Origin of the sequence: Nocardia sp. BMG51109 (genome assembly GCF_000526215.1) — a bacterium.
In the GTDB taxonomy this organism is placed as follows: domain Bacteria; phylum Actinomycetota; class Actinomycetes; order Mycobacteriales; family Mycobacteriaceae; genus Nocardia.
Genome location: NZ_JAFQ01000004.1, coordinates 94,544 through 119,453 on the forward strand (window position 1 = coordinate 94,544; position 24,910 = coordinate 119,453).

Here is a 24,910-nt window from a genome sequence, read left to right on the forward strand (position 1 = left end):
GCGAGAAAGACCGAGAGGACGACATCATGAGCACCCTGTACCGCGTCGACAGCAGCGTCCAGGGCGACAGGTCCGTGACCCGCGAGATCACCGACGAGCTCGAACGCGCCTGGTCCGCCGCGCTCCCCGGCGGCGTGGTCAGCCGGCGCGACCTGGTCACCACGCCGCTGTCCCCGGCCGCGTGGACCGACGCGCTCGCCGCTCGCGAAGCAGACGAGCCCACCCCCGACCAACAGGCAGCCCTCGGCCTGGCCGCAGACCTCGCCGGCGAGATGCTCGCCGCCGACGCGATCGTCATCGGCGCCCCGCTCTACAACTGGGGCGTCTCCGGGCACATCAAGTGCTGGATCGACATGCTGTGGGCCGACCCGCGATTCGCGCCGCGGACCTATCCGCTGACCGGTAAGCCGATCACGCTCATCACCTCCTGCGGTGGCGGCACCTCCCCGGGCGCACCCCAGCACGGCTGGGACCATTCCGTGCCGTACCTGCTGCACACCTTCGGCACGGTGTTCGGCGGCGAGGTCACCCACATCGACAACCAGCTGGCGCTCGCCGACCACAGCCCGGCGATGGCGCACCTGCGTGAGAAGGCCGTCGAGCTGCGCGCCCAGAACCGTACGACGGCCCGGGAGACCGGAACAACGCTCGCCGAACTCGCGGCCTGAGATCCGGCGAGCCCGGAGGCGTCGGCGACTTCTACGTGGCACTCGATTTCTTCTCGGCCACAATGTGTCTCGGCCACCAGTTGGCCCTGCCCAAGAGGACGGCGAGCCCGGGGATGAGCGCCGTGCGCACGATCATCGCGTCGATCAGCAGACCGGTGGCGATGGTGAACCCGACCTGACCGATACTCGTGACCGAGGAGCTCAGCAGGGCGAACATCGTGATGGCGAAGATGACCCCGGCGACGGTGATGACACCCCCGGTACCGGACACCGCGCGCACGACGGCCGCCCTGGTCCCTCCGGCGGGGTCGCCGACGAGTTCCTCACGCACGCGCGACATCAGCAACAGGTTGTAGTCGGCGCCGAGGGCCATCATGGCGATGAACGACATCGACGGCACCGCCCAATGCAGCTCGATGTGCAGGAGGTGCTGCCACACCAGCGTGCTCAGGCCGAGCGCAGCCACGTACGACGCCACCCCCGTGGCGACGATATAGAACGGCGCCACGAGACTGCGCAGAATCAGCACGAGCACGCAGAAGCAGACCAGGCAGGAGGCGATGATGATCATTGCAAGGTCGCCGGACACCATCGACCGCAGATCGGCGGTGGCCACAGTACTGCCGAACGCGTCGATGCGGGCGCCGGACAGTGACGTATCGCCCGTCGCCCGCCTGGCAGCGTCCAGGATCGCGTGGCCGCGCTCGTTGGCCTCGGAGCTGAACGGGTCGCCGGAGTCGGTGATCACCACCCGGGTAGTTCGACCGTCGGGCGAGAAGAACAGCTGCACTGCGGATTTCATCCGCGCATCGGAGAGCGAGCTCTGTGGCAGGTAGAAGCCGCCGTTGGCCGAGGCGCCCGCATTCCGCCTCAGCTCCGCCAGAGGGCCGCTCGCCTCCCGCAGCCCCGGGAACAGGGCACTCATGCCTCCGGTGACCTGGTTGATCCCGTCCTGCAACGGCGGGATTCCGTCGACCAGCCGCCGCGACCCCGCATCGGCCTGCTGCACACCGTTGTTCAAGGTCTGCAATCCACCGTCGAGTGCGAGCAGGCCCGCGACCAGCGCGCCCGAACCGTCCTTCGACTGCTGCGCTCCCGACAGCAGATCCTGTGCGCCAGTGTCGATCTGGGTACTTCCGGCGGCCAGCGCGCGGGCACCGTCACGGAGCCGGATCAGCTCGTTGATCGCCGACTGGTCGACGGCGCCGAGTGCGGACCGGGCGGCCGCGCACAGGGCATCGTCGTCACAGTTCGCGGTGTTCGTGACGAGGTCCCGCAGCGGCTGGAGCCGGTTCAGCAGGTCGGCCATCGGCGCCGTGGCAGTGTCGATGCCGGACGAGAGCGCCGTTGCGCCCTCGCGGGCCTGGCGGGTGCCCGCGGAGAGTTGCAGCGCACCGGCGGACAGCTGACCGAGGCCATTGTCGAGCCGGCGGCCACCGTCGACCAGTTGGCCCGATCCGGCGGCCGCTTGCCTGCCGCCCTCCGCGAGCTGCCCGGTGCCGCCCGCCAATTGCCGCACCCCGTCGAAGAATTGGGCCGAACCGTCGGTGAGTTGGGTCAGCCGCGGTTGCGCGGCGGCGAGTTCGGCCACGCCGGCATCGAGCCGATCGCCGACCAGACCGGCCTGGTAGCCGACGGCGCTCTCCGGGATCGTCTGCCCCAGTGGGCGACTGACACCGCGCGCGGAGATCACACCCGGTACCTGTGCGACCGCCGCCGTGATCTTTTCGATGGCGCCGAGGTCGGCGGACGTGCGCATATCATGATCGGACCGGATCGCCAGAAAGGTCGGCGTCAGCTCGTTGCCGTCGTAATGCTCTGCGGCAAGCGCGTAGCCGCGGTTGCTGGGAGTGCTCGCCGGCTGCGTGGCGCGCTCGTCGTAGGACAGCACCAACGTCGGCGCGATCGCCGCCAGCAACGCCACCAGAGCCAGCGAGGCGGCCAGCGAGCGGACCGGCCGGCCCACGGCCGCGGCCGCGATGCGCCGCCAATAGTCGGTCGCGGCACGGGATTTCGGCTCGGCAAGCCGCAGGTCCGACGCTACCGACAGCAGGGCCGGGGTCAGCGTCAGCGCCGCCGCGGCCACCACGGCCACACCCACCGACGACGGCAGGCCCGTCGCGCGGAAGATTCCTATCTTGGCGAAGCTCATGATGGCCGCGGACAGCGCGACGATGGCGGCCGACCCGAGGACGACGGTCGAAATCCGCCGGTAGCAGCGTTGGAATGCGGTGCGCGAGCCGTGGCCCGCATTACGCTCCTCGTGGAATCTGCTGATCAGGAATACCGCGTAATCGGTTCCGGCGCCCAGGATCAGCGCGGACAGCAGGGCGAGCGAGAAGATCGAGATCGGCACGCCGTTCAGGCCCATTAGCGCGACCAACGGTCGCGCTACGGCCAATCCGAGACCGATGGTGGTCAGTGCTATGCCCGCGACCACGAGAGAGCGGTAAACCGCGAGCAGCAGTGCCGCGATGAGCAACACCGTGATTCCGGTGATGATGGTCAGCGAATGATGAATACCGTCGAATTCGTCGACAACGGTCGGACCGATGCCGGTGACCTCCGCGGCGAGGCCGGCGGGTTTGTCGACGGAGCCGGCATGCGATCGCAGCGAACCGACAGCCGTTGCGGCATCGGTCGTTCCGGTATCCGCTCGTAAACGGATCAGCGCGTAGACGGCCTTGCCGTCTTTGCTGACGACGGACTGCGCCGTATCCGGTGACGACCAGAGATCCTGCACCATTGCCACGTTCGCGCGGTCGCTGCGGGCATTCGCGAGGACCGCGTCGTAGTACCGGTGGTCGGCGTCGGTGAGCCCGCTGTCACGCTCCAGCACGAAATAGGCCATGCCGCTGCTGCCGGGTTCGCCGAAGTTCGGACCGATCTCGCTCATCGCCTGCAGAGACGGTGCACTGGGCGGTATGAACGCCATGGACCGGTTCGCGATCACCGATTCGATCTGTGGCACAAAAAGATTCAACCCACCGGCGAGCAGTAGCCACATGCCGATGATGACGAATCGCCACCGCACAATGAAGCGGCCGGCCCGAGACCCTTCGGATTCCGAAGCGAGCGTACTGCCGTTCGACAGCGCGGCCCGCATGTTCCGGACGGTGACCACCGGATTGTTCACTCTCCAGGTCATCACTGGTCCCCCTTCGCCTGGCTCCATCGAAGAGTACATCGGCACTTCGCTTTTCCACGGCTATTCTTCAGCGACTATTACGAGCCGGCTCCCGCCGTTCCGCCGTGATCGCAGTCAATAGGAAGTCCGCTCGTCGAATTTTGTGAGTGCGCCGGCGGTGGAGGAATTCGGGGTCTTGAAACCGATCGCAAAGATGATCGTCTCAGCGAATTCCCCGTCCATTCCGACGTGGATTGCATCGGTCGGCCCATTCATCGGCCGGACCGCCACCTGCCCCACAGTCTCTTACGGGTCCGCCGACTGTCCCCGCCCGCAACCGAAGTGAATGACGGTCGTTCTCTCTGCCCTAGTTGGCCGCTTTTGTGTATCCCACGTCACACTCCGCTGCTACCTTCCACACACACGGTTGGTTGTGTGCGTGAGCACGATGGGCGCGTGGAGGTGGTCGAGGTGGTGTCGATGCTGGATGGGGTGCAGCGCAGGGCGGCGCATACGGTGGAGGCCCTGCGCGGCCTGAATGTGTTGGTGCGGCAGGGATTCATCGATCCGCGCGATCCACTGGAGACGGTGCGGACCATCAAGGAGTCGCGGGTGCTGGGGCCGCAGGCGACGATGGTGCGGCATGCCGCGCGGACCTGGCCGGGCGGGGCGGCGGCGGTCGACGAGCGTGGATCGATCACCTACCGGGAGCTCGACGAGGCATCGAACGCGCTGGCGCACGGGCTGCGCGGCCTGGGTGTCGGGCCGGGCGCCGTGATCGGCATCCTGGCGCGCGATCACCGCGGCCTGCTGCTGGCGATGGCGGCGTCCGGCAAGCTCGGCGCCCGGTTGGCGCTGATGAATACGGGTTTCGCCGAGCCGCAGTTCGCCGAGGTGTGCAAGCGCGAGAACGTCGAGGCGGTGCTGCACGACAGCGAGTTCGTCGGGCTGCTCGACGCACTGCCACCCCGGCTGCCCCGGGTTCTCACGTGGGTCGACGAGGGGCATGAGCTGCCCGAGGGCGCCACCACGGTCGAGGAACTCGTCGCCGCGAACTCGCGCGCTCCGCTGCCGCTGCCCGGCAAGGCCGGCGGCTTCGTCATCCTTACCAGCGGAACCACCGGACTGCCGAAAGGCGCTCCGCGCGACAAGGTTTCGCCGCTGTCCACGGTTCAGGTGATCGACCGGCTGCCGTTCCCGCGGCAGGGCACGATGATGATCGTCTCGCCGATCTTCCACAGCACCGGCCAGGCCACCTGGCTGGTGGCCGCCGGGCGAGGCAACACGGTGGTGCTGATCCGCCGGTTCGACGCCGAGGCGACGCTGTGCAAGATCGCCGAGCACGAGGTCGAGATGCTGGTGGCGGTGCCGACCATGCTGCACCGGATGGTCGAGCTCGATCCGGCGATCCGCGCGAAGTACGACCTGTCGTCGCTGAAATCCATCGTGGTGGCGGGTTCGGCGCTGTCGCCCGAACTGAGCGTGCGCGCCGCGGAGGCGTTCGGCCCCGTCGTCTACAACCTGTACGGCTCGACCGAATGCGCGGTCGCCACCGTCGCCCGGCCCGCCGACCTGGCCCTCGCGCCGGGCACCGCGGGCCGGCCCCCGATCACCTGCGAGGTCGCGCTGTTCGACGACGGCGGCCGCCGCATCCACGCCAGGCACGTCACCGGCCGCGTGTTCATCCGCTCCGGCTCCCCGTTCAAGGGCTACACCGACGGCCGGCACAAGCAGATCATCGGCGACTACATGTCCTCCGGCGACGTCGGCCACTTCGACGAGCACGGCCTGCTGTTCATCGACGGCCGCGACGACGACATGATCGTCTCCGGCGGCGAGAACGTCTTCCCGCAGGAGGTGGAGAACCTGCTGCTGGAGCGCCCCGACATCTTCGACGCCGCGGTGATCGGCGTGGACGACGCCGAGTTCGGCACACGCCTGCGCGCGTTCGTCGTCCCCGAGCCGGGCGGCACGCCGGACGCCGAGGAGATCAGGGCCCACGTCAAGAGCAACCTGGCGCGTTACAAGGTCCCCCGCGACGTCGTCTTCCTCGACGAACTCCCCCGCAACACGACCGGCAAACTGGTCCGCCGCGCGTTGATCGACTATCCGGTCACGCATTAGGTCAAGTGTCCAGTTGTAGGGCGTACTCTCGGTAACACAGACCTGAACCACGCGGCATAATGCCTGCTAGGGTTAGCAGCGCACTGGATCTCGATGTTGCGGTCCGCCAGTCTCGTCGGCGGTTTCCGCGGAAGGTTGTACCTATGTCAGCTTCCCTTCCGTCAGTCCTCCGCAAGGCCGGAGATATGGCCCTCGGAGTCAATGCCATGCGCAAGCGCGGACTGTTCAGCCCGCTGCGCCCCGACCACGCGCTCAGCTCCGCGGTCAACGTCGGCAAGTTCGGGCCGTTCGCGGGCGTCATCATGCATGCCGCCAAGACCAACGCGAACGCGCCGGCCATCGTCGACGAGCGCGGCGAGCTGACCTTCGCGGAGATCGACGCCCAGTCCAATCAGCTCGCGCGCGGCCTGGCCGCCCGCGGCCTCGGGCAGGGCGACGTGGTGGCGGTGCTGGCCCGCGACCACCGCGGCATGGTGCTGAGCCTGACCGCCACCGGGAAGCTGGGCGTGCGCGCGGTGCTGATGAATACCGGCTTCGCCAAGCCGCAGCTGGCCGACGTGGCCGCGCGCGAGAAGGTGAAGGCGGTCCTGCACGACAGCGAGTTCGTCGAGCTGATGAGCGCCATCCCGGCCGAGATCCCGCGCATCCTCACCTGGGTCGACGAGCAGGACGGCGTGGATCCGTCGATCCCGACGCTGGATTCGCTGCGCGACGACCGGTCGCCGGATCCGGTACCCGCACCGGAGAAGCCGGGCGGCATGGTGATCCTGACCTCCGGCACCACCGGCACCCCCAAGGGCGCGCCGCGCGAGAAGGTGAGCGTCTTCATCTCCGCGCAGTTCCTGGACCGAATTCCCTTGCCGCGCAACGGAACCATGGTGGTGGCCGCGCCGGTCTTCCACGCCACCGGCCTGTCGCAGTTCACGCTCGGGCTGGCGCTGGGTAACCGAATGGTGTTCCAGCAGCGGCGTTTCGATCCGGAGAAGACCCTCGCCAATATCGCCGAGTACCAGGCCACCTCGCTGGTGGTGGTGCCGACCATGTTGCAGCGCATGCTCGACCTGCCGGCCGAGACGCTGGCCAAGTACGACATGTCTTCGCTGAACATGCTTTTCGCCGCCGGCTCGGCCATCCCGCCGGACGTCGTCACCCGCACCCTGGACTACTTCGGCGACGTGCTCTACAACGTGTACGGCTCCACCGAATGCGCGGTCATCACCGTCGCGAGCCCGGCGGATCTGCGCATCGCGCCGACCACCGCGGGCCGCCCGCCGGTCGGCATCCGGCTGGCGCTCTACGACGAGAACCGCAAGCGCATCACCCAGCCGAACGTGACCGGCACGATCTTCATCGAGAACGCGCACTCGTTCAAGGCCTACACCGACGGCCGCACCAAGGAGACCGTCGACGGCATGATGTCCTCGGGCGACGTCGGTCATTTCGACGAGAACGGCCTGCTGTTCATCGACGGCCGCGACGACGACATGATCGTGTCCGGTGGCGAGAACGTCTTCCCGCAGGAGGTCGAACATCTGATCGCCGACCGGCCCGATGTGCTGGAGGCGGCCGTGGTCGGGGTGGACGATCGGGAGTTCGGAAAGCGGTTGCGCGCCATCGTCGTTCCGGGCCCGGACTCGAAGCGCGACGTGCAGGAGATCAAGGACTACGTGAAGGCCAACCTCGCCCGCTACAAGGTGCCCCGCGAGGTGATCTTCCTGGACGAGCTGCCCCGGAACGCCACCGGCAAGTTGCTGCGAAAGCCGCTGGTGGAAATGGAACCGGCCGCAGAATAAGCGGCAGTACGGTCCGCTATTATCTGCCCGTGCTCATCGATTCCGGCCGATCCCCGGCCCGCGACGCCGCGGCGGTGCGAACGCGCCGCACGGCGGTGGCGCGGCTGCGCGGGGGGTCGGCCGGATCGGTGTCGGGCGCGTTGTCCGTCGCGGCGCACGGCTGGGCCTCGGGCGGGATGCCGGTCGGGACCAGCACACTGGCGCTGCTGGTGGCCTCCTGCACGGTGGTCGGCGCGCTGGTGACGAGCGTCGGCTCGCTGCGGCACACCCTCGGCGGGTTGATCGCCGCACTGATCGGCGGGCAGCTGCTCGGCCACGCGGTGTTGTCGTTCGGGATGGCGGCCATGCCGCACACCGTGTCGACGTGGTCACCGGCCATGGTCGGCGCCCACATCACGGCGGCCGCAGGCGCCGCGCTGGTCATTCGCGCGGCCGAGGCGGCGTATCGGACCGGGTCGACGGTGCTGTCGCGGATGCTGCCGGGGCTGTTCCGGTCCCCCGCGATCGCCGGGCCCTCGCTGTTGCGGACCGCGTACCGCGATCGGGTCGTTCCGCGGATACTTCCCGCGGATACGTTGCGCACCCGCGGGCCGCCGCTGCTCGTTCGAGGCTGAACATTTCCCAACACCCGTACGCACGAAGGTCTTTCGTGCGGGAAGTGCTGTAATCCGCTGCTGTTGCGGTTGACCCTGCGGATGCCGGTGCCCCGGACCGCGTCCGGCCCGTCCGGCGGAAGCCATTCGTCCGGTGTGGAGTTCTGGTTGTGGTGGCGATGCTGCTGCATAGGGGCATTCGTCGGCGCGGATATTCGACGGGCGATCACCACAGCGAGGGGGTCCGGCCGGGCGAAACCCTTGCCGGGCAGAGGATCCGTCGGTGGCGGGAATGTGGTGACGCAGTCCTGTCGGCACCAGGTGTCCGGCCGTGCTCCGTCGGTCCCCGGCTGATGCCGGCACCGGGAGTATCGGCGGAGCACACGCGCCCGGACGTGAACTCGGGCTCGACCGGACCGCAGCCTGTGGCCCGGGGCGTCCCCACATCCTCAGTGTCCAACCGCACGCGGCAGTGTGATCATCGGTCCCGGGCCGACCATCGGGCTGCCGGTTTCAGGTCGGCCGCCCGTTCCGGTCGCCCCGGGGCCCTTGGTACGGCAGCCCCGTCGCACGGCGGTTCCCGTCAGCACACGGACCCTCGGTACAGCGGTTCCCGTCAGCACGCGGATCCTGTCGGCACGGCGGATCACTCGGTACAGCGGACCCCGACGGCACGCGGATGCTGCGGCACAACGGATACTGCGGCACAACGGATACTGCGGCACAACGGATCTCGACAGCATGGCGGACCCGCCGGCACGGCGGATCTCGTCGGTACAGGGGTTCCCGACCGGGCCGAGCGGATCCGGCGAACGCATCCGACCGGTGCGGGGCACGTCCCGCCCGGACACGGATGCTGATCGGCGACCGCCGTACCGATCACGGCGCACGGGTGTTCCTCTCGAACAGGAGCAATTCCCTTGAGTATCGCCGACACCCCGACCACCGATCCCACGCAACCACCACCGGAGTCATCCGATAGCCCGTCCTCTACCGAACCCGGCTCCGTACCACGCCGCTCGCTGCACGCGCTGGCCATGCGGCTGCACTTCTACGCCGGCCTCTTCGTCGCTCCGTTCATCCTGATCGCCGCGGTCACCGGCGCGCTGTACGCGATCTCCCCCACGCTGGAGTCGGTCGTGGATCGCGATCTGCTGCACGTGGATTCGGCCGGGCCGGCGCGGCCGCTGTCGGAACAGATCGCGGTAGCCGTCGCGCAGCGGCCGAACCTGGCATTGAACGCGGTCGCGCCCGCACAGCAGCCGGGCGACACGACCCGGGTGCTCTTCACCGACCCGGCCCTGGGCGAATCGGAGCGGCGGGCGGTGTTCGTCGATCCGGCGTCCGCGCGGCCGGTCGGAACGAGTGTCGTCTACGGCAGCGGCGGGGCGCTGCCCACCCGGACGTGGATCGACCTGCTGCACAGGAATCTTCACCTGGGCGAGACCGGGCGGCTCTACAGCGAGCTGGCCGCCTCCTGGATGTGGGTCATCGCGCTGGCCGGGCTGGTCGTGTGGATGCGCCGGGCGCGGCGGCGCGGCCTCGTACGGCTCGCATGGCCCGACCGCTCCGGTTCCGGCCGCCGACGGACGATGAACTGGCATGCGGCCGTGGGCGTGTGGGTCTTGCTGCCGCTGCTTTTCCTGTCCGCGACCGGTATGACGTGGTCCACCTACGCCGGTGATCACATCGAGAAGCTGCGCGCGGAACTGAGCTGGTCGAAACCTACTGTCGGCGACGAACTTCCGGGCGCCGCCGGCACCGCGGGCGGCGAGCACGCCGAGCACGGCGGTGGCCACCATCCGACCATGCCCGCGCCGAAAGATGCGGCAGCACAGGTGGACAGGGTGCACGCGACCGCGCGCGAACACGGGCTGGACGGCCCGCTCGAGATCACCATCCCGTCCGGGAACGGCACCGCCTACGTGGCACAGGAACGCCGGGTGCCCGGGGTATATACCCAGGATTCGATCGCCGTCGACGGCGCCACCGGCACCGTCACCGACGAACTGCGGTTCGCCGAGTGGCCCCTGATGGCCCAGCTCGCCAACTGGGGCATCCAGCTGCACATGGGCTTGCTGTTCGGGCTCGCCAACCAATTGCTGCTGCTGGCAACGATGCTCGCGCTGATCACCGTGATCGTCCGCGGATACCTGATGTGGTGGCGGCGGCGACCCACGGTGGTCGGCGGGTTCGCCCTCGGCCGCGGCCCCCGCCGCGGAGTCCTGCGGCGCACGCCCCTGTACCTCACCACACCCCTGATCGCGGTCGCCGCCGTACTCGGCTGGTTCGCACCACTGATGGGCATCAGCCTCGTCGCCTTCCTGGCCATCGATGTCATCGTGGGCTCGGTCCAGCGCAGGCGCACCGCACCGTGAGCGGTTGACCGGTGCACGGCACCTCCGCCGTCCGGGCGCGTCCGGTATGCCATACCGGACGCGCCTCGGGCCGGACGTCCGTAGAGCGATCGCGATATGGACTCCGGCTGCCTGCGCGCATTCCTCTCACGTCCCCGCCCGGCGGCATCGGCGCAGCGTGGCGATCTCTGGCGGCCTCGTTCGACGCGCTGATGGGCGCCCGGATGGCGACCGAGGCACCCGTGATCGCCCGCGCCTATCCCTGGGGCGCCCTCGGCCACGTGGTCGATGTGGGCGGCGGCAACGCGAGCCTGCTGATAGCCCTTCTGCACGCTCACGACGCGCTGCGCGGGACGGCGCTCGACCTGCCCGGACCGATCGCGCGAGCCGAACACGCCCTCGCCGCAACCGATCTCGGCGACCACGCCGGCAGCTTCTTCGATCCGCTGCCCGCCGGGGCGGGTGGCTACGTGCTCTCGGGCGTTCTGCACGACTGGCCCGACGAGGACGCCCTCCGCATCCTGCGACGGTGCGCCGACGCGGTCCCACCGACGGGAAAGGTCCTCGTCGTAGGCAATCCACACCGGATACGCCCGGCGCCACCACGCCGACCATCGTGCCGGGACCGGTAACTCCTGAGGATATTCGGCGAGTAAGCCGATCCTGCTCGCACGCGAAAGGTTTCGCCGCTGGCGCAGCGGTTGATGGAGCGACTCCGTCTCGGTCGGGCCGATACCGTTCGAGACCGGCAGGATCACAGGGCCGATTCACCCGACGCACACCGCGTTTCGTCGCTCGAGACGGACCGGTGGGCCATGCTCCCGCGATGGAGTCGGTCGGCGAGCTTCCCCAGGACGGCGACGAGTTCGGGGGGATCGAGGATGTCGAAGTCGTCGCCGAGCATGGCCAGGTGGATGGCTATGGCCTCCAACGAGTCCGAGCCCGTGACGAGTTCGGTGCGATCCCCGGCGAGTTCGGTGATCGTGGCGACCGTGGGTGGCACCTTGGCGCGGACCACGTGCGCCGGGGCGTGCACGATGACGCGAGCGCGATGGGCATACGGCGCGGAGCCCACCGCGGACGAAACGAAAGTCGCTGCGTCGGGCGGGTTTCGGGGCACGAAGGTGTCGCCGGTCGGCCGGGGGTCGGTGAGGCGGTCGAGCCGGAAGGATCGCCAGTCGGCGCGGTCGATGTCGCGCGCGACGAGATACCAGCGGCGTCCGGTCGGGACGAGCCGGTGGGGTTCGACGCGGCGGTGGCTGGTCCGGCCGCGGCCGTCGACGTAGTCGAAACGCAGCATCTCGGTGTCGGCGCACGCCCGCGCCAGCACGACCAGATCGCCGGCGTCGACCATGTCGGCCGCCGCGTCCAGGGGTGTTGTCGCGTCGCGCAGCGCGGCGACCTGGTGACGCAGCCGCAACGGCAGCACCTGGTCGAGCTTGGTCAGCGCCCGCACCGACGCCTCGCGGATGCCCTGGACGGATCCACCGGCCGCCGTGCGCAGGCCGACCGCCACGGCGACCGCTTCCTCGTCGTCGAGCACCAGCGGCGGCAGCCGCCCGCCCCGGCCGAGCCGATACCCGCCACCGCGGCCGGGCACGCTGTCGACCGGATAGCCCAGCCCGCGCAGCCGCTCGATATCGCGGCGCAGGGTGCGGGGCGTGACCTCCAGCCGATCGACCAGTTCGGCGCCGGACCATTGCGGCCTGACCTGCAACAACGTCAGCAGGCTCAGCAATCGCGACTCGGGCATCGGCACCACCGGAAAACACGAACCATATGCGGACCGGAAGTGTCCACATAGGCGATTAGCGTAACCCGCATGAGTCTCCAGTGGAACGACCAACTGATCGCCCAGCTCGACTGGCACTGGCAACACCAGCTGCGCGAACGCCTGTCCGGGCTGACCGACGACGAATACTTCTGGGAGCCCGCGGGCAACAGCTGGAGCCTGCGGCCCCGCGGCACGAGCACGGCGCCCATTCAAGGCGGATCCGGTCCCTACACAATTGAATTCGCCATGCCCGAGCCGTCGCCCGTGCCGGTCACCACGATCGCCTGGCGGCTGGCGCACATCATCGTCGGAGTGTTCGGCGCACGGAACGCCTCGCACTTCGGCGGCCCGCCCATCGACTACTACTCGTTCGAATACGCCACCACCGCCGAAGAGGCACTCGCCCAACTCGATACGCAGTACGCGGCATGGGTCGAGGGAGTGCGCGGCCTCGGCGAGGAAGGGCTGACCAAGCCGTGCGGCCCGGCCGAAGGGCCCTACGCGGACTGGCCGATGGCCGGGCTCGTGCTGCACGTCAACCGCGAGGTGATCCACCACGGCGCCGAGATCGCGCTGCTGCGCGACCTGTACGTCAACCGCCCGAGCGAACCCCCATCGGCGACCGCTCACCCGTGAGCGGCGCCCGCGGACGCTCCGCCGCGGAGCTCACGACGATCACCGCGGCGGTGGCGACGGCGAGCCCCACCACCGTCACCATCGTGATGGATTCCCCGAACATCACCGCACCCCACACCGCGGTCGTCGGCGCCATCAGGAACATCAGCGAATTGACCCGCGTGACACCCTGTTTCGCGACCAGATACCAGTACAGCCCGTAACCGCCCAGGGTCGAGAACACGATCAGCCACAGCGTCGACAGCCAGAACCCGGACTCGGCCGGCGGGACGGCCGCCCCGGTGAGCAGCGCGGCGGCGGTGAAAACCACTGCGCTGGTGCAGCATTGGACGGCCAGACCGGTCACCATCGGCGGCGGCGCGGCGATCCGCCGCTGCAGCACGGTGGCGCCGACCAGCGCCAGCATGCCGATCAGCGGAATCGGATACGCCCACCACGGCACGCCGGCGGCATGGACGGCATCGGACAGCGTCACGAGCGCTACACCGGCCACCCCCAGCACCAGGCCGACCCACTGTCGCGCCGTCACCACCACTCCCAGCAGCGGCCCGACGAGCGCCGCCGCGACGAGCGGCTGAATACCGTCGATCAGCGCGGTCGTTCCCGTATTCACCCCGAGCGCGATGGCCCAGTACACCGTCGTGAGATAGCCGGTCTGCGACAGCAACCCGACGACCGCGGTCCATCCGAGCGCACGGCGGTGGACGGCTCCCCCGAACCACAGCGCCGCCGGCACGAGCACGAACACCAACGGCACGAACCGCCACATCAGCACCGTCGCGATCGGAGCACCCGCGCCACCGAGCTTGGCCCCGATGAATCCGGAACTCCAGCACACCACGAACAGCACCGACAACCCGATCGCCGTCGCGCGCCGCCCGCTGACTTCACCGATCTGTATACCCATGAGCTCGACTATACAGATCTGTATAGTCGAGGGCGTGGACACGACTACGCCGATCGACTGGACGCCCCGAGCGCGGCAGATCCTGGAGACCGCGTCACGCCTGTTCTACGACGACGGCATCACCGCGGTCGGCGTGGATCGGATCGCGGCCGAATCGGGCGTCACCAAACGCACGCTCTACGACCGGTTCGGCTCGAAGGAACGGCTGGCGGCGGAGTACCTCCGCGCCCGCGACCAGGAATGGCGAGAACGGCTGCGGCAGCGGCTGTCCGAGCTGCCGGACGATCCCCGGGCGAGGCTCGGCGCGGTGTTCGACGTCTCCGCCGACTGGATGCGCGAGCGCGGCGCGAAGGGGTGCAGCATGATCCGGGCGCACGGGGAACTACCACCCGAGCACCCCGGTCACGCGGTCACCGTGGCGCAGAAACAGTGGATGCGCGAGCTGTTCCGTTCGCTGACCGAGCAGGCCGGCGCCCGGGACGCCGAGGCCGTGGCCGACGCCGTCACCCTGCTGCACGAGGGTGCCCTGGTCTGCCACGGCATGCACGTCATGCCCGACCCGATCGCGTTCGCGCGGGACACCGCGCTGGCGATGCTGGGCTGACGACCTCGGCCCGCCGGGTGTGGTGCCCCTCAGCACACCGCACCCGGCTCGGGCCCGTTCGGTTATTCGGGCGCGTCCGTCGCCTGCGCCTCCGACTTGTGGACCAGCTCCTTCACCGGACGCAGGACGGCCCAGGCGAGGAAGGCCGCGGAGACGACCAGCATGGCGATACCGGCCCAGAGGTTGATGTTCCAGTCACCCGTGCGGGCCCGGTCCTCGGCGGTGTCGCTCACCAGCCCGGTGACCACCAGGATGACGCCGTACAGGCCGATCAGTGCGCCGACGATCGTGCGGATATCGAAAAGCATTGCGTCACTTCCTTATCGGACGATTACGTTCAGCACGATCACCAGCACCAGCGCGATACCGGCGAGCAGCACCGGGCGCTGGTACCAGGGCAGCGAGGCGGCCTCCGGATCGGTCAGCTGATCCTTCGGTGTCTCCGAGTACACCAGTCCCACCAGTTCGGCGGCGGGCTTCGGCGTCGTCACCTGAGTGACGATGACGCTGAGCACGATATCGACCACGAACGCCACACCGGCGGCGAGGAAGCTCGACCCCTGACCGGACAGGTGGAATACGTCGGACTGATGCAGGATGAAGATCACCACCGCGGACAGCGTGCCGAACACCAGGCCGACCCAACCGGCCGTGGGTGTCATCTTCTTCCAGAACATGCCGAGGATGAACGTCGCGAACAGCGGCGCGTTGAAGAAGCTGAACAACGTCTGCAGGTAGTCCATCATGTTCGAGAAGTTGCCGGCGATGAACGCGGTGCCGATCGCGACCACGGTCGCGCCGATCGTGGCCAGCCGACCGACGCCCAGGTAGTACTGGTCGGGCTTGTCCTTCTTCACGTACTGCTGCCACAGGTCGTAGCTGAAGACCGTGTTGAACGCCGAGATGTTCGCCGCCATACCGGCCATGAACGCGGCCAGCAGGCCCGCGAGCGCGACGCCGAGCAGCCCGTTCGGCAGCACCGCCTTCATCAGATACAGCAGCGCCTGGTTGTAGGTGGCGTCGCTGTCCCCGCCAGCCTTGAGATCGGCGATCTGCGGGACCAGGACGCCGGCGATCATGCCGGGGATCACGACGATGAACGGGATGAACATCTTCGGGAAGGCGCCGATGATCGGGGTGCGCCGCGCCGCGGAGATCGAATGCGTCGCCAGCGCGCGCTGCACCTCGACGAAGTTGGTCGTCCAGTAACCGAACGACAGCACGAAACCCAGGCCGAACACGATGCCGAGCACGGACAGGAAGTTGTTGCCGAATCCGCTCAGCTCGTTACCGGGCCAGGAGTGCCACTGCTCGGCCCCGTTGGGCTGACCCAGCACCTTGTCCTTCAATCCGTCCACTCCGCCGATGCGGTGCAGGCCGACCAGGGTCAGCGGCAGCAGCGCGGCGACGATGACGAAGAACTGCAGCACCTCGTTGTAGATCGCGGCCGACAGGCCACCGAGGGTGATGTAGGACAGCACGATCACGGCGGCCACGATGATGGAGACCCACAGCGGCCAGCCCAGCAGCACGTTCAGGATCGACCCCAGCAGATACAGGTTCACCCCGGCGATGAGCACCTGCGCGATCGCGAAGCTGAGCGCATTCACCAGGTGGGCGCCGGTACCGAAACGCCGGCGCATGAACTCCGGCACGCTGCGCACCTTGGAGCCGTAGTAGAACGGCATCATCACCACGCCGAGGAACAGCATGGCCGGCACCGCGCCGATCCAGAAGTAATGCATGGTCGGCATGCCGTACTGGGCGCCGTTGGCCGACATGCCCATGATCTCCACCGCGCCCAGATTGGCGGAGATGAACGCCAGGCCGGTGACCCACGCGGGCAGCGAGCGACCGGACAGGAAGAAGTCGATACTCGACGACACCCGCTGCCGGGCCAGCAGACCGATGCCGAGGACGAAAACGAAATAGAGAGCGACCAGAACGTAGTCGACGGGTGCGGCGTCGAGGCGGAGCTGGCCGCCGTCGGCGAGGATCGCGTGCGGGTTACCCCCTGCCAGCACCGTATTGATTACGCCTGGCGGGTCAGCAGCGGGCGGCATAGAGCTTTCTCCTGTCGATGGGATCACCGGATGACCAATCGGCCGATCCGGATCCTATCCGGTTGTTAACGCTCACAGGGTCAGAACCAGCGACTCGGCCGAGCTGTGTCTCGCCGACGGCCCGGGGTGTGTCTCACCGAGCGCCCGGACAGGGCCTCACCGAGCGCCGGGACTGGGGGCTCACCGAAACGACCCGGGCTATACCTCACCGAGTGCCGGGCTGGGCATCACCTAAAGTCCGGGCTGGGCATCACCAACAGCCCAGGGCTGGGACACCACCAACAGCCCGGCTGGGCCTCACCGAAGCCCGGACTGGGCATCACCAACAGCCTGAGGCCGGGCATCACCAGCAGCCCGGGGCTGGGACACCACCGACGGCCCGGGCTCGGGCACCAACGGCAGCTCCCGGGTCGCGTGCATGCCGGGACCTCAGCCCGACAACTCGTCGAGCACCCGACGCGCCTGTTCCAGCTCCGCCTGCAGCTGTTCGACCTTGACGCGCTGCGAACTCCGCACCGATTCGAGCACCGCATCCACCACCTCGGCGACCTCCGGGTGCAGGATCTTCGCGGCCTGGGCCACCGTGGCACCGGGCACGGACAGGCCGCGGGTGGTGCGCTTCTTCCCGTGCACCACGTCTACGGTCCACTCGCCGTCGGCGGTGCCGGACAGCGTCACCGTCACCTCCGGGGTCTTGGACTTGCGGGTGGCGGCGGGGCCCTTCTCGCGCGCCGGCCGCGGGCTCGGGCTCTGCTTGGCCGCGGGCTTCGGGCCGGCGGGCTTCGACTCGGCCTCCCCGGCGGCAGGGTGCTGCACCGATGCGGGGCCCGGTGGCGTCGGCGACGGGCTCATGGTCGACGGCATGCTCACTGCGGTGTCCTTTCTGGTTGCCGATGTCCTGGTTGCAGATGTCTTCGTCGCAGATGTCTTCGTTGCGGTTGTCCCGGTTGGAGCTGCCTCGCTTTTCGGTGGCTCGCTCTCGGGCGGAGCCGTCTTCTTCGGTGCCGCCTTGGCGGGGCTCGCCTTCTTCGGTGGTTTCGCCAATGTCACCTCGGTCGGCGAGAACGGCAGCACGTCCTTCGACCCGGTGGGCCGCACCTGCAGGAAATCGCCCTCGGACGGATCACCGAGCGCGACCACCTTGCCCGACCGGCCCTCCGGCACGCCCACGGCGGCGGCGGTGAACCACACCATTGGCGGCCGGCCCTCCTCGATGCCGGCGGCGATCTGCCGGATCTCGGTGTCGGACAATGGTTGCGGCTTGGCTCGTCGGGACGACATGGTGTACTCCGGGCGGTTCGTGGACATCTGCCTCGCCCAAGAGCATGCCCCATGGCACCGACAAATCCACATCGCCGGTATCGCCGGCCGATCCCCATCAGCAGCGGACGGGCACAGGCCCGGGAGCTCATGCGGTGCGTCGGGATGCCGGCACGGGTGGTCGTTTCTGTCATCGCGTCGAGGTCATATCTCTGCGGGCGCCCGCCCACTGCCGGTAACCTGCAGCCTTCATGAGGAGTTCGGCGGTCGGCGGGACCGCCCGGTGAGTTCACTGCACCTGCTCGCGCTGGGCGACGAAAGACAGGCCGTCGTCGAGTTCGCCGCGCGGCTGAGCGACGCCGATCTCGCCGCCGAGAGCGCGGCACCGGGCTGGTCGGTGGGCGATGTGCTGATCCATATGACCGCGACGGCCCGGGCGCTCGTGACGCCCAGGGTTGTCGCTCTCGCGCTGACCCGCGACATCGAGCGGGCGAATGCGCAATGGGTGGACGAAAGACGTTCGCACACAACCAAACACATCCCCGGTGATTTCGAGACCTGGAGCCGGCGCTGCGGCGGCGGGCTGAGCGTGGCGACCGCCCCCGGACTCGGCCGGCTCCGGCTGCGCCTCGGCGAATTGGGCTGGTACCCGATGGAACTCGTCCCCGCCATGCTGGTGGCCGACTGGCATACCCACCTGCGCCACGACATCGCTCCCGCCCTGGACCGCCCGGTACCCGCCACCGATCCCCGGCGCATGACGACGGTGCTGACCTGGCTCATCGCCCTGCTGGAGCGTTCCCATCGCGAGGCCCTGGGCTGGCTCGACGCACCGGTGGCGCTCACCCTGACCGGCCCCGGCGGCGGCACCTGGCGCATCGAACCCCGCCGCGGCCGGATCCGGGTGCGCCCCGGCCGGGCGACCGCCGCCGCGGCCCACATCGCCGCGCTGGCGCCGGAGTTCCCGCAGTGGGGCACCCGGCGGCTGGCCTGGCGGGACTGCGCGGTGGCCGTGACCGGCGACACCGAACTCGGTGCGCGCGTACTGGATTCGATCGATCTGGCGTGAAGCCGGCGGCCTCACGCCCGGACGCTCATCTCCTCGGCGACGGCCGCGGCGAAGGCGTCGACGTCCTCGGCGGTGGTGTCGAAGGCGCACATCCAGCGGACCTCGCCGGTGTCCTCGTCCCAGACGTGAAACGGGAACCGCCGCCGCAGCCGGGCGGTGACTTCCGCTGGGAGCACGGCGAATACGGCATTCGACTGCACCGGGCGGGCGATCCGCACGCCCTCGACGGCACCCGCCGCCTCGGCCAGCCGAGTGGCCATGGCATTGGCGTGCACGGCATTTCGCAACCAGAGGTCGCCGCCCAGCAGGGCCTCGAACTGGACCGAGAGATAACGCATCTTGGAGGACAGCTGGGTGGTCAGCATGCGCAGGTATTCGATGTCGTGGATGCGCTGCGGGGCGAGCACCACGACGGCCTCCCCGAGCATCAGGCCGTTCTTGGTGCCGCCGAACGACACGATGTCCACGCCCACGTCGGTGGTGAACGCGCGCAGCGGGGCATCGAGCGTGGCCGCCGCATTGCACAGCCGGGCGCCGTCGACGTGCACCAGCATGTCCCGGTCGTGGGCGTGCTCGCAGAGCGCGCGGATCTCGTCGATCGAATAGCAGGTGCCCAGCTCGGTGGTCTGGGTGATCGAGACGGCCAGCGGCTGGGCGCGATGCTCGTGGCCCCGTCCCCAGGTCTGGCGGTCGACGAGTTCCGGGGTGAGCTTGCCGTCGGGGGCGTCCACCGGATAGATCTTGATTCCGGCCACCTTCTCCGCGGCGCCGCATTCGTCGGAGTTGACGTGCGCCGACTCGGCGGTGATCACCGCACCCCAGCGCGGCAGAAGGGCTTGCAGCGCCACGACATTGGCGCCGGTTCCGGTGCAGACCGGGTACCCGGCCACCCCGTCGCCGAAGTGCCGGGCGAAAATCTGTTGCAGCGCGACGGTGTATTCGTCGGAGCCGTACGAACTCTGGTGGCCGCCGTTGGCCACGGCCAGCGCCGCCAGCACCTCCGGATGGATCCCGGACCAGTTGTCGCTGGCGAAGCCGCGGGCGGTCGTATCGTGTCGGCGAATGGCGTCGGTCATCGTGCCCACGTTAGCGCGGCGGCGACAGGCCGAGGCGCTGCGCGGCGATGTCGAGATCCTTGTCGCCGCGGCCCGACAGGCATACCAGCACCACCGAATCGTCCGGCAGCTCACCGCGTTCGGCCGACTCCAGCAGATACCCGACCGCGTGGGCGGATTCGAGGGCGGCGATGATGCCCTCGCTGCGGGTGAGCGCCCGCATCCCGCGCAGGGCGGCGGCGTCGGTCGCCGCGCGACAGATCACCCGGCCGCTGTCCTTCAGGTGACTGAGTTCGGGGCCGACGCCCGGATAGTCCAGGCCCGCCGCGATACTGTGCGTCCGGGCGATCTGCCCGTCCTCGTCCTGCAGCAGGTAGCTGAACGATCCGTCCATCTCCCCCGGGCTTCCGGCGCCGAGAGTGGCCGCGTGCCGGCCGGTGTCGACCCCGTAGCCGGCCGCCTCGACACCGATCAACCGGACCCCGGGATCGTCGAGGAACGGCCGGAACAGGCCGATGGCGTTGCTGCCGCCGCCCACGCAGGCCAGCACGTAATCCGGTAGCCGCCCTTCGGATCCCAGGATCTGCGCCCGGGCCTCGAGGCCGATCGTCGTCTGGAAGTCGCGCACGATCCGCGGGTAGGGCGCGGGCCCGGCCGCCGTCCCGAACAGGTAGTGCGTGCTGTCGACGTTGGTCACCCAGTCGCGGACCGATTCGGTGACCGCGTCCTTGAGCCGCTGCCGTCCGGTACGTACCGCCCGCACCTGCGCGCCCAGCAGCTGCATGCGCACGACATTCGAGTTCTGCCTGCGGATGTCGTGCGCACCCATATAGACCACGCAGGACAGCCCGAGCATCGCGCATACCGTCGCCACGGCCACGCCGTGCTGGCCCGCGCCGGTCTCGGCGACGACCCGGGTCTTGCCCATCCGCCGGGCCAGCAGCGCCTGGCCCAGGGCATTGTTGATCTTGTGCGCGCCGGTGTGCGCCATATCCTCGCGCTTGAGGTGCACCCGGACCCCCTGCACCCCCAGCGATTCCGCGAAGCGCGGCACCGCGTGCAACAGCGTCGGACGGCCGACGCGGTCGCGCAGCAACTCCCCGAGTTCGCCGGTGAATCGCGGATCCGCCCGTGCGACACGATAGGCCCTGTCCAGTTCGGTCAGCGCGGCCATCAGGCCCTCGGGCACGTACCGCCCGCCGAATCTGCCGAATCTTCCCCGATCATCCGGTAGAACGGTGTGGCCTCCCGCCTCCTGCGCCACACCCTGATCCACCACCATCAGCACGAACGCGTTTCACTACCGAGCACCACGTCAGGGATTCTGTCCCATTCGAGCAAGCGGCGTACTTCCCAACGGCAATGATTTAGTTAACAGTTTGCCGCGGAAGCGGCGGAACGGGATGCCACCGTTGAGTTCACGGCGAGCACAACCGTCGTGTCCGTGCCGGGCGGACTTCTACCATCGGCGGCCATGACAGCCGAAACGGGTACGCCGCTCAACGCCATCGTCGACGCGACCGCGACCGCGGTGGCCGCCGATCCGTCGAACGCGCGGGCGGTGTTCCGCGCGTCCGGGTCGCCCGAGGGCACGGTGGGCAGCGTGGTCCGGCTCGGCCGGTACACCGTGCGCGTGGACGAGCCGCCGGCCCTCGGCGGTGACGACACCGCGCCCAACCCGGTCGAGGTGTATCTGTCGTCGCTGATCTCCTGCCAGGTGGTGACCTACCGGTTCTGGGCGCAGCGGCTCGGCATCGCGGTGGACGATCTGTCCATCGAGGCCGAGGGCGACCTCGACGTCCGCGGCTTCTTCGGACTGGACGACGGGGTGCGTCCGGGGTTCCAGGCGGTCCGGCTGACCGTACGCCTGGGCGGCCCGGAATCGGCCGACCGCTATGCCGAACTGCAGCGCGCCGTCGACGCCCACTGCCCCGTCCTGGACCTCACCACCGGCAAGACGCCGGTGCACACCACGCTGGTCACGGACTGACGTCCGAAACCCGGATTGCGACCCGCCGACCGCGCACCGTGAGATCCATTGACCGGTCGAATGGGCATTTTCGGAGGCGATGACTCCCGAAATACCGGGAAGAATGTCGACACCGGAATCCTCCCTCCACTTGAATCACAGCACGGCCTGTTTCGCACTCCCGGCCCGACTCGCACCACCCGGGAAACCCGCAGCTGAGACCCGCACCACAGTCGTCATTCGGCGAGCGGGCGGGCGGCACGGCACCACGGCGCCGATTCACAGGAACGCGGACTAATATTCGCGGTACGCCCCCGCGGGTGAACGTTCACAATTCCTCCGCGAGGGCCCTGACCGCCTGCCGGAGGCGGTCCGAAATCGGCAAGCGATGAGGGGTTTCTGGTAATGGACAGGCCGGCATGGGCGCCCGAGGGCGTGGATGCGTCTCGGGCGAGCCCGGCACGCATGTACGACGCCCTGCTCGGCGGGTCGCACAATTTCGAGGTGGACCGGTCCGCGGCAGAGGCCGCCAAGCGGCTGGTCCCCGACCTGCCGCGGCTGGCGCTGAGCAATCGGGCGTTCCTGCGCCGGGCGGTGCGGTACCTGTCCGACCAGGGCATCCGCCAATTCCTCGATATCGGCTCGGGCATCCCGACCGCCGGCAACGTGCACGAGGCCGCACACGCGATCGACCCGCGGATCCGGGTGCTCTACGTCGACATCGATCCGGTCGCGGTCACGCATTCGCGCACCATCCTGGACGGCAACGAGCATGCCGACGCCATCCGGGCCGATCTCCGCAAGCCGGACGAACTGCTGGCCGCGGCCGCCGACACCGGGCTGATCGACTTCACCCGGCCGGTCGGCCTGCTGCTGGTGGCGGTGCTGCACCTGCTGCAGGACGAGGAGCAACCGGCCGAGAAGGTCGCGGCATTGCGGGAGTCGGTATCGCCCGGCAGCTACGCGGCCATCTCGCATCTCACCTCGGCGCTGCGTCCGGACGACGCCGCCCGGCTCGGCGACCACTCCGCCAACCGGAGTCGCGTCGGCATCCGCTTCCGCGACCGGCCGGCCATCGAGGCCATGTTCACCGGCTGGGAACTGGTCGAGCCCGGGGTGGTCGAACTGCCGCAGTGGCGCCCGGAATCCGAGCGCGATCTACACGAGAGCCCCGGCCGCTCGCTCGGCCTGGCCGGCGTCGGATACAGATAGGCGGAGGACGGCACAGCAGGTGGGTTCGCACGAGGTGGCACGACGGTGGGCCGACGCCCTCGACGGCGTCGTCGCCCCGACGCTGACCCGAAGCCGGATCGAGGACCTGCTGACCGGCCTGGCCGAGGAGTTGCTGGCGGCGCTGCGCGGATCGGCCGAGCCGGTGACCGCCCGCACGGCCGCCGCGGCGCTGGTCGCGGCCAACTACCGGGACGAGGCAGCGGTCGGTCGCACGGTGCCGATCATCTGCCGCGACATGGTGACGGCGCTGTGCCCGGACCGCGACGACCCGGAGTTCGAGCGGCTGCGCGAGCGCGCGATCACCGTCGCCGCCGAATTCGCGGCCGGCTTCACCGCGGCGCTGCGCACCACCGCGCTGGCCGAGCAGGAGGCGACGCTGACGGCCGCGCTGGCGGCGGCCGAGGAGGCGCGGGCACAGCGGCAACTGTCCGAGGCGAGGTTCGCCGCCATCTTCGCCGACGCCTCGGTCGGCATCGGCACCGTCGACGTCACCACCGGCAAGGTCCTGGACGTCAACGCCGCCATGGCCGAAATGCTCGGCGTACCAACCGATCTCATTCTCGGCAGATCGGTCGCCGAGGTGCTCGGCGCGGAGAACATCGGCCGGGCCTACGCACAGTTCGAACAGCTGCGGGCCGGCACCATCGACCGCTTCCGGATCGAGACCGACCACGCCCGGCCCGACGGCGACCGGACCATCATCGACCTGTCCATGACGGCCGTGCGCGACGCCACGGGACGGGCGCGGTTCCTGGTCGGCGTCTGTGTCGACATCACCGAGCGCAAGGCGCTGGCCGACCAGCTGTGGCACGACGCGCGTCACGACCACCTCACCGGCCTGGCCAACCGGGTGCTGTTCTTCGAACGGCTCGCGGGGTCCACCCCGCCGATCGGGTTGTGCTACCTGGATCTGGACGGATTCAAGGAGATCAACGACAAGTTCGGCCACACGGTGGGCGACCGGGTGCTGCGGGCCGTCGCCGACCGGTTGCGCGCCGCCACCGAACCCGACGGGCTGGCCGCGCGGCTCGGCGGCGACGAGTTCATCGTGCTGCTGCCGCGGTGCATCGACACCGAACAGCTGGTCTCGATGTCGGGCCGGCTGCTGGCCGCGCTCACCGAGCCGATCACCGTCACCGGTCGAGCGATCTCGGTGGGCGCGTCGGCCGGCACCGCGCTGGTCACCCGGCACCCGGAGGCCATCGACGACCTGATGCACACCGTCGATGCGGCCATGTATCGCGACAAGTCCACGCGGCACCGACCGAGGACCCGCCGCCGTCAGCACCAACCCTGATGCGCCCCAGACTGTTTCGCCGTCCTACAGCGGACGGCGACGCTCCCGGAAATCCATGCCGCCGAGCCCGCGCGGCGACGCCTCGGGTTCGCCGCCGGACCGGCCCGGGCGCTCGGTGGTGAGGGAGCTGTGCTCGTCACCCAGATCGACGTCCGGCGGCGAGACCAACCGCAGAGGGGAACGCCCACGACGAGACACCCCGGAACGCGCACCACGGGATGTCGGGCGATCAGCGCCGTGGGACGAGACGGGGACGAGCGTGCGGGGGCGCTCGCGGCCGAGAACCCGCCGGGCCAGGGCCGTGATCCGCTGCCAGGTGTCAGCTATGGCTCGCATGCGCACTCTCCTCGCGACAAAGAGTCGGTCAAGGTCGGGCATACC

At 69.3% G+C, this 24,910-nt stretch carries 21 protein-coding genes; 12 read left to right on the forward strand and 9 right to left on the reverse strand.

Annotation, left to right across the window (positions count from 1 at the left end):
* Positions 1-26 precede the first annotated feature (26 nt).
* Positions 27-668 (forward strand): FMN-dependent NADH-azoreductase, encoded by a 642-nt coding sequence (locus D892_RS0101845; RefSeq protein ID WP_024799613.1) that lies wholly within the window; start codon positions 27-29, stop codon positions 666-668.
* Between the two features lie 31 nt (positions 669-699).
* Here D892_RS0101845 and D892_RS0101850 read toward each other — a convergent pair whose 3' ends face one another.
* The gene (locus tag D892_RS0101850) at positions 700-3,816 is read right to left on the reverse strand and encodes an RND family transporter (RefSeq protein WP_024799614.1); all 3,117 of its coding nucleotides are present in this window, start codon (positions 3,814-3,816) and stop codon (positions 700-702) included.
* 459 nt (positions 3,817-4,275) lie between these two features.
* On the opposite strand from D892_RS0101850, the gene D892_RS0101860 reads away from it, so the two are divergent.
* The 5 genes from D892_RS0101860 (at position 4,276) to D892_RS40150 (ending at position 11,294) form a co-directional block, all read left to right on the forward strand.
* A complete protein-coding gene (locus tag D892_RS0101860; protein ID WP_036567864.1) occupies positions 4,276-5,919 on the forward strand; it encodes an acyl-CoA synthetase in 1,644 nt (547 codons plus the stop codon).
* Positions 5,920-6,062: 143 nt separating this feature from the next.
* Entirely contained in the window at positions 6,063-7,712 is a 1,650-nt protein-coding gene (locus tag D892_RS0101865; protein WP_024799616.1) for an acyl-CoA synthetase, read from the forward strand.
* Positions 7,713-7,741: 29 nt separating this feature from the next.
* Positions 7,742-8,326, forward strand: a complete 585-nt coding sequence (locus D892_RS0101870) for a hypothetical protein (protein WP_024799617.1) — start codon at positions 7,742-7,744, stop codon at positions 8,324-8,326.
* An 899-nt stretch (positions 8,327-9,225) separates the two neighbouring features.
* Positions 9,226-10,683, forward strand: a complete 1,458-nt coding sequence (locus D892_RS0101875) for a PepSY domain-containing protein (RefSeq protein WP_024799618.1) — start codon at positions 9,226-9,228, stop codon at positions 10,681-10,683.
* 191 nt (positions 10,684-10,874) lie between these two features.
* Positions 10,875-11,294, forward strand: a complete 420-nt coding sequence (locus tag D892_RS40150) for a methyltransferase (protein WP_051498951.1) — start codon at positions 10,875-10,877, stop codon at positions 11,292-11,294.
* 122 nt (positions 11,295-11,416) lie between these two features.
* Here the strand turns inward: D892_RS40150 and D892_RS0101885 are convergent, their stop codons facing one another.
* Complete coding sequence (locus D892_RS0101885) at positions 11,417-12,415, reverse strand: YafY family protein (RefSeq protein ID WP_084161437.1); 999 nt, start codon at positions 12,413-12,415, stop codon at positions 11,417-11,419.
* Positions 12,416-12,484: 69 nt separating this feature from the next.
* Between D892_RS0101885 and D892_RS0101890 the strand changes: the two genes are divergently transcribed.
* Positions 12,485-13,072 carry a DinB family protein gene (locus D892_RS0101890; RefSeq protein ID WP_024799621.1) on the forward strand — a complete coding sequence of 196 codons (588 nt, stop codon included), beginning with the start codon at positions 12,485-12,487 and terminating at the stop codon, positions 13,070-13,072.
* Here D892_RS0101890 and D892_RS0101895 read toward each other — a convergent pair.
* Positions 13,029-13,979: a DMT family transporter gene (locus D892_RS0101895; protein ID WP_024799622.1), complete on the reverse strand. Its 951-nt coding sequence runs from the start codon at positions 13,977-13,979 to the stop codon at positions 13,029-13,031. The genes D892_RS0101890 and D892_RS0101895 overlap by 44 nt on opposite strands.
* Positions 13,980-14,013: 34 nt before the next feature.
* On the opposite strand from D892_RS0101895, the gene D892_RS40155 reads away from it, so the two are divergent.
* Positions 14,014-14,583: a TetR/AcrR family transcriptional regulator gene (locus D892_RS40155; protein ID WP_232235953.1), complete on the forward strand. Its 570-nt coding sequence runs from the start codon at positions 14,014-14,016 to the stop codon at positions 14,581-14,583.
* 62 nt (positions 14,584-14,645) lie between these two features.
* Here the strand turns inward: D892_RS40155 and D892_RS40160 are convergent, their stop codons facing one another.
* The 3 genes from D892_RS40160 to D892_RS0101910 form a co-directional block, all read right to left on the reverse strand.
* On the reverse strand, positions 14,646-14,891 hold the full coding sequence (locus D892_RS40160) for a hypothetical protein (protein WP_051498952.1): 246 nt from the start codon (positions 14,889-14,891) through the stop codon (positions 14,646-14,648).
* Positions 14,892-14,903: 12 nt separating this feature from the next.
* On the reverse strand, positions 14,904-16,646 hold the full coding sequence (locus D892_RS0101905; protein ID WP_024799623.1) for a sodium:solute symporter family protein: 1,743 nt from the start codon (positions 16,644-16,646) through the stop codon (positions 14,904-14,906).
* Between the two features lie 429 nt (positions 16,647-17,075).
* On the reverse strand, positions 17,076-17,927 hold the full coding sequence (locus D892_RS0101910) for a DUF6319 family protein (RefSeq protein WP_024799624.1): 852 nt from the start codon (positions 17,925-17,927) through the stop codon (positions 17,076-17,078).
* A gap of 262 nt (positions 17,928-18,189) precedes the next feature.
* On the opposite strand from D892_RS0101910, the gene D892_RS0101915 reads away from it, so the two are divergent.
* Positions 18,190-18,975: a maleylpyruvate isomerase N-terminal domain-containing protein gene (locus tag D892_RS0101915; protein ID WP_024799625.1), complete on the forward strand. Its 786-nt coding sequence runs from the start codon at positions 18,190-18,192 to the stop codon at positions 18,973-18,975.
* Positions 18,976-18,986: 11 nt separating this feature from the next.
* On the opposite strand, the gene D892_RS0101920 is transcribed toward D892_RS0101915, so the two are convergent.
* Positions 18,987-20,051, reverse strand: a complete 1,065-nt coding sequence (locus D892_RS0101920; protein ID WP_036567879.1) for a low specificity L-threonine aldolase — start codon at positions 20,049-20,051, stop codon at positions 18,987-18,989.
* A gap of 10 nt (positions 20,052-20,061) precedes the next feature.
* Positions 20,062-21,312, reverse strand: a complete 1,251-nt coding sequence (gene trpB / locus D892_RS0101925; protein WP_024799627.1) for a tryptophan synthase subunit beta — start codon at positions 21,310-21,312, stop codon at positions 20,062-20,064.
* A gap of 192 nt (positions 21,313-21,504) precedes the next feature.
* On the opposite strand from trpB, the gene D892_RS0101930 reads away from it, so the two are divergent.
* The 3 genes from D892_RS0101930 (at position 21,505) to D892_RS0101940 (ending at position 24,529) form a co-directional block, all read left to right on the forward strand.
* Positions 21,505-22,020, forward strand: a complete 516-nt coding sequence (locus D892_RS0101930) for an OsmC family protein (protein ID WP_024799628.1) — start codon at positions 21,505-21,507, stop codon at positions 22,018-22,020.
* Between the two features lie 384 nt (positions 22,021-22,404).
* Positions 22,405-23,211: an SAM-dependent methyltransferase gene (locus D892_RS0101935; RefSeq protein WP_024799629.1), complete on the forward strand. Its 807-nt coding sequence runs from the start codon at positions 22,405-22,407 to the stop codon at positions 23,209-23,211.
* A gap of 19 nt (positions 23,212-23,230) precedes the next feature.
* Positions 23,231-24,529: a sensor domain-containing diguanylate cyclase gene (locus tag D892_RS0101940; protein WP_024799630.1), complete on the forward strand. Its 1,299-nt coding sequence runs from the start codon at positions 23,231-23,233 to the stop codon at positions 24,527-24,529.
* A gap of 24 nt (positions 24,530-24,553) precedes the next feature.
* Here the strand turns inward: D892_RS0101940 and D892_RS46290 are convergent, their stop codons facing one another.
* On the reverse strand, positions 24,554-24,865 hold the full coding sequence (locus tag D892_RS46290; RefSeq protein WP_156959334.1) for a hypothetical protein: 312 nt from the start codon (positions 24,863-24,865) through the stop codon (positions 24,554-24,556).
* Between the last annotated feature and the right edge of the window lie 45 nt (positions 24,866-24,910).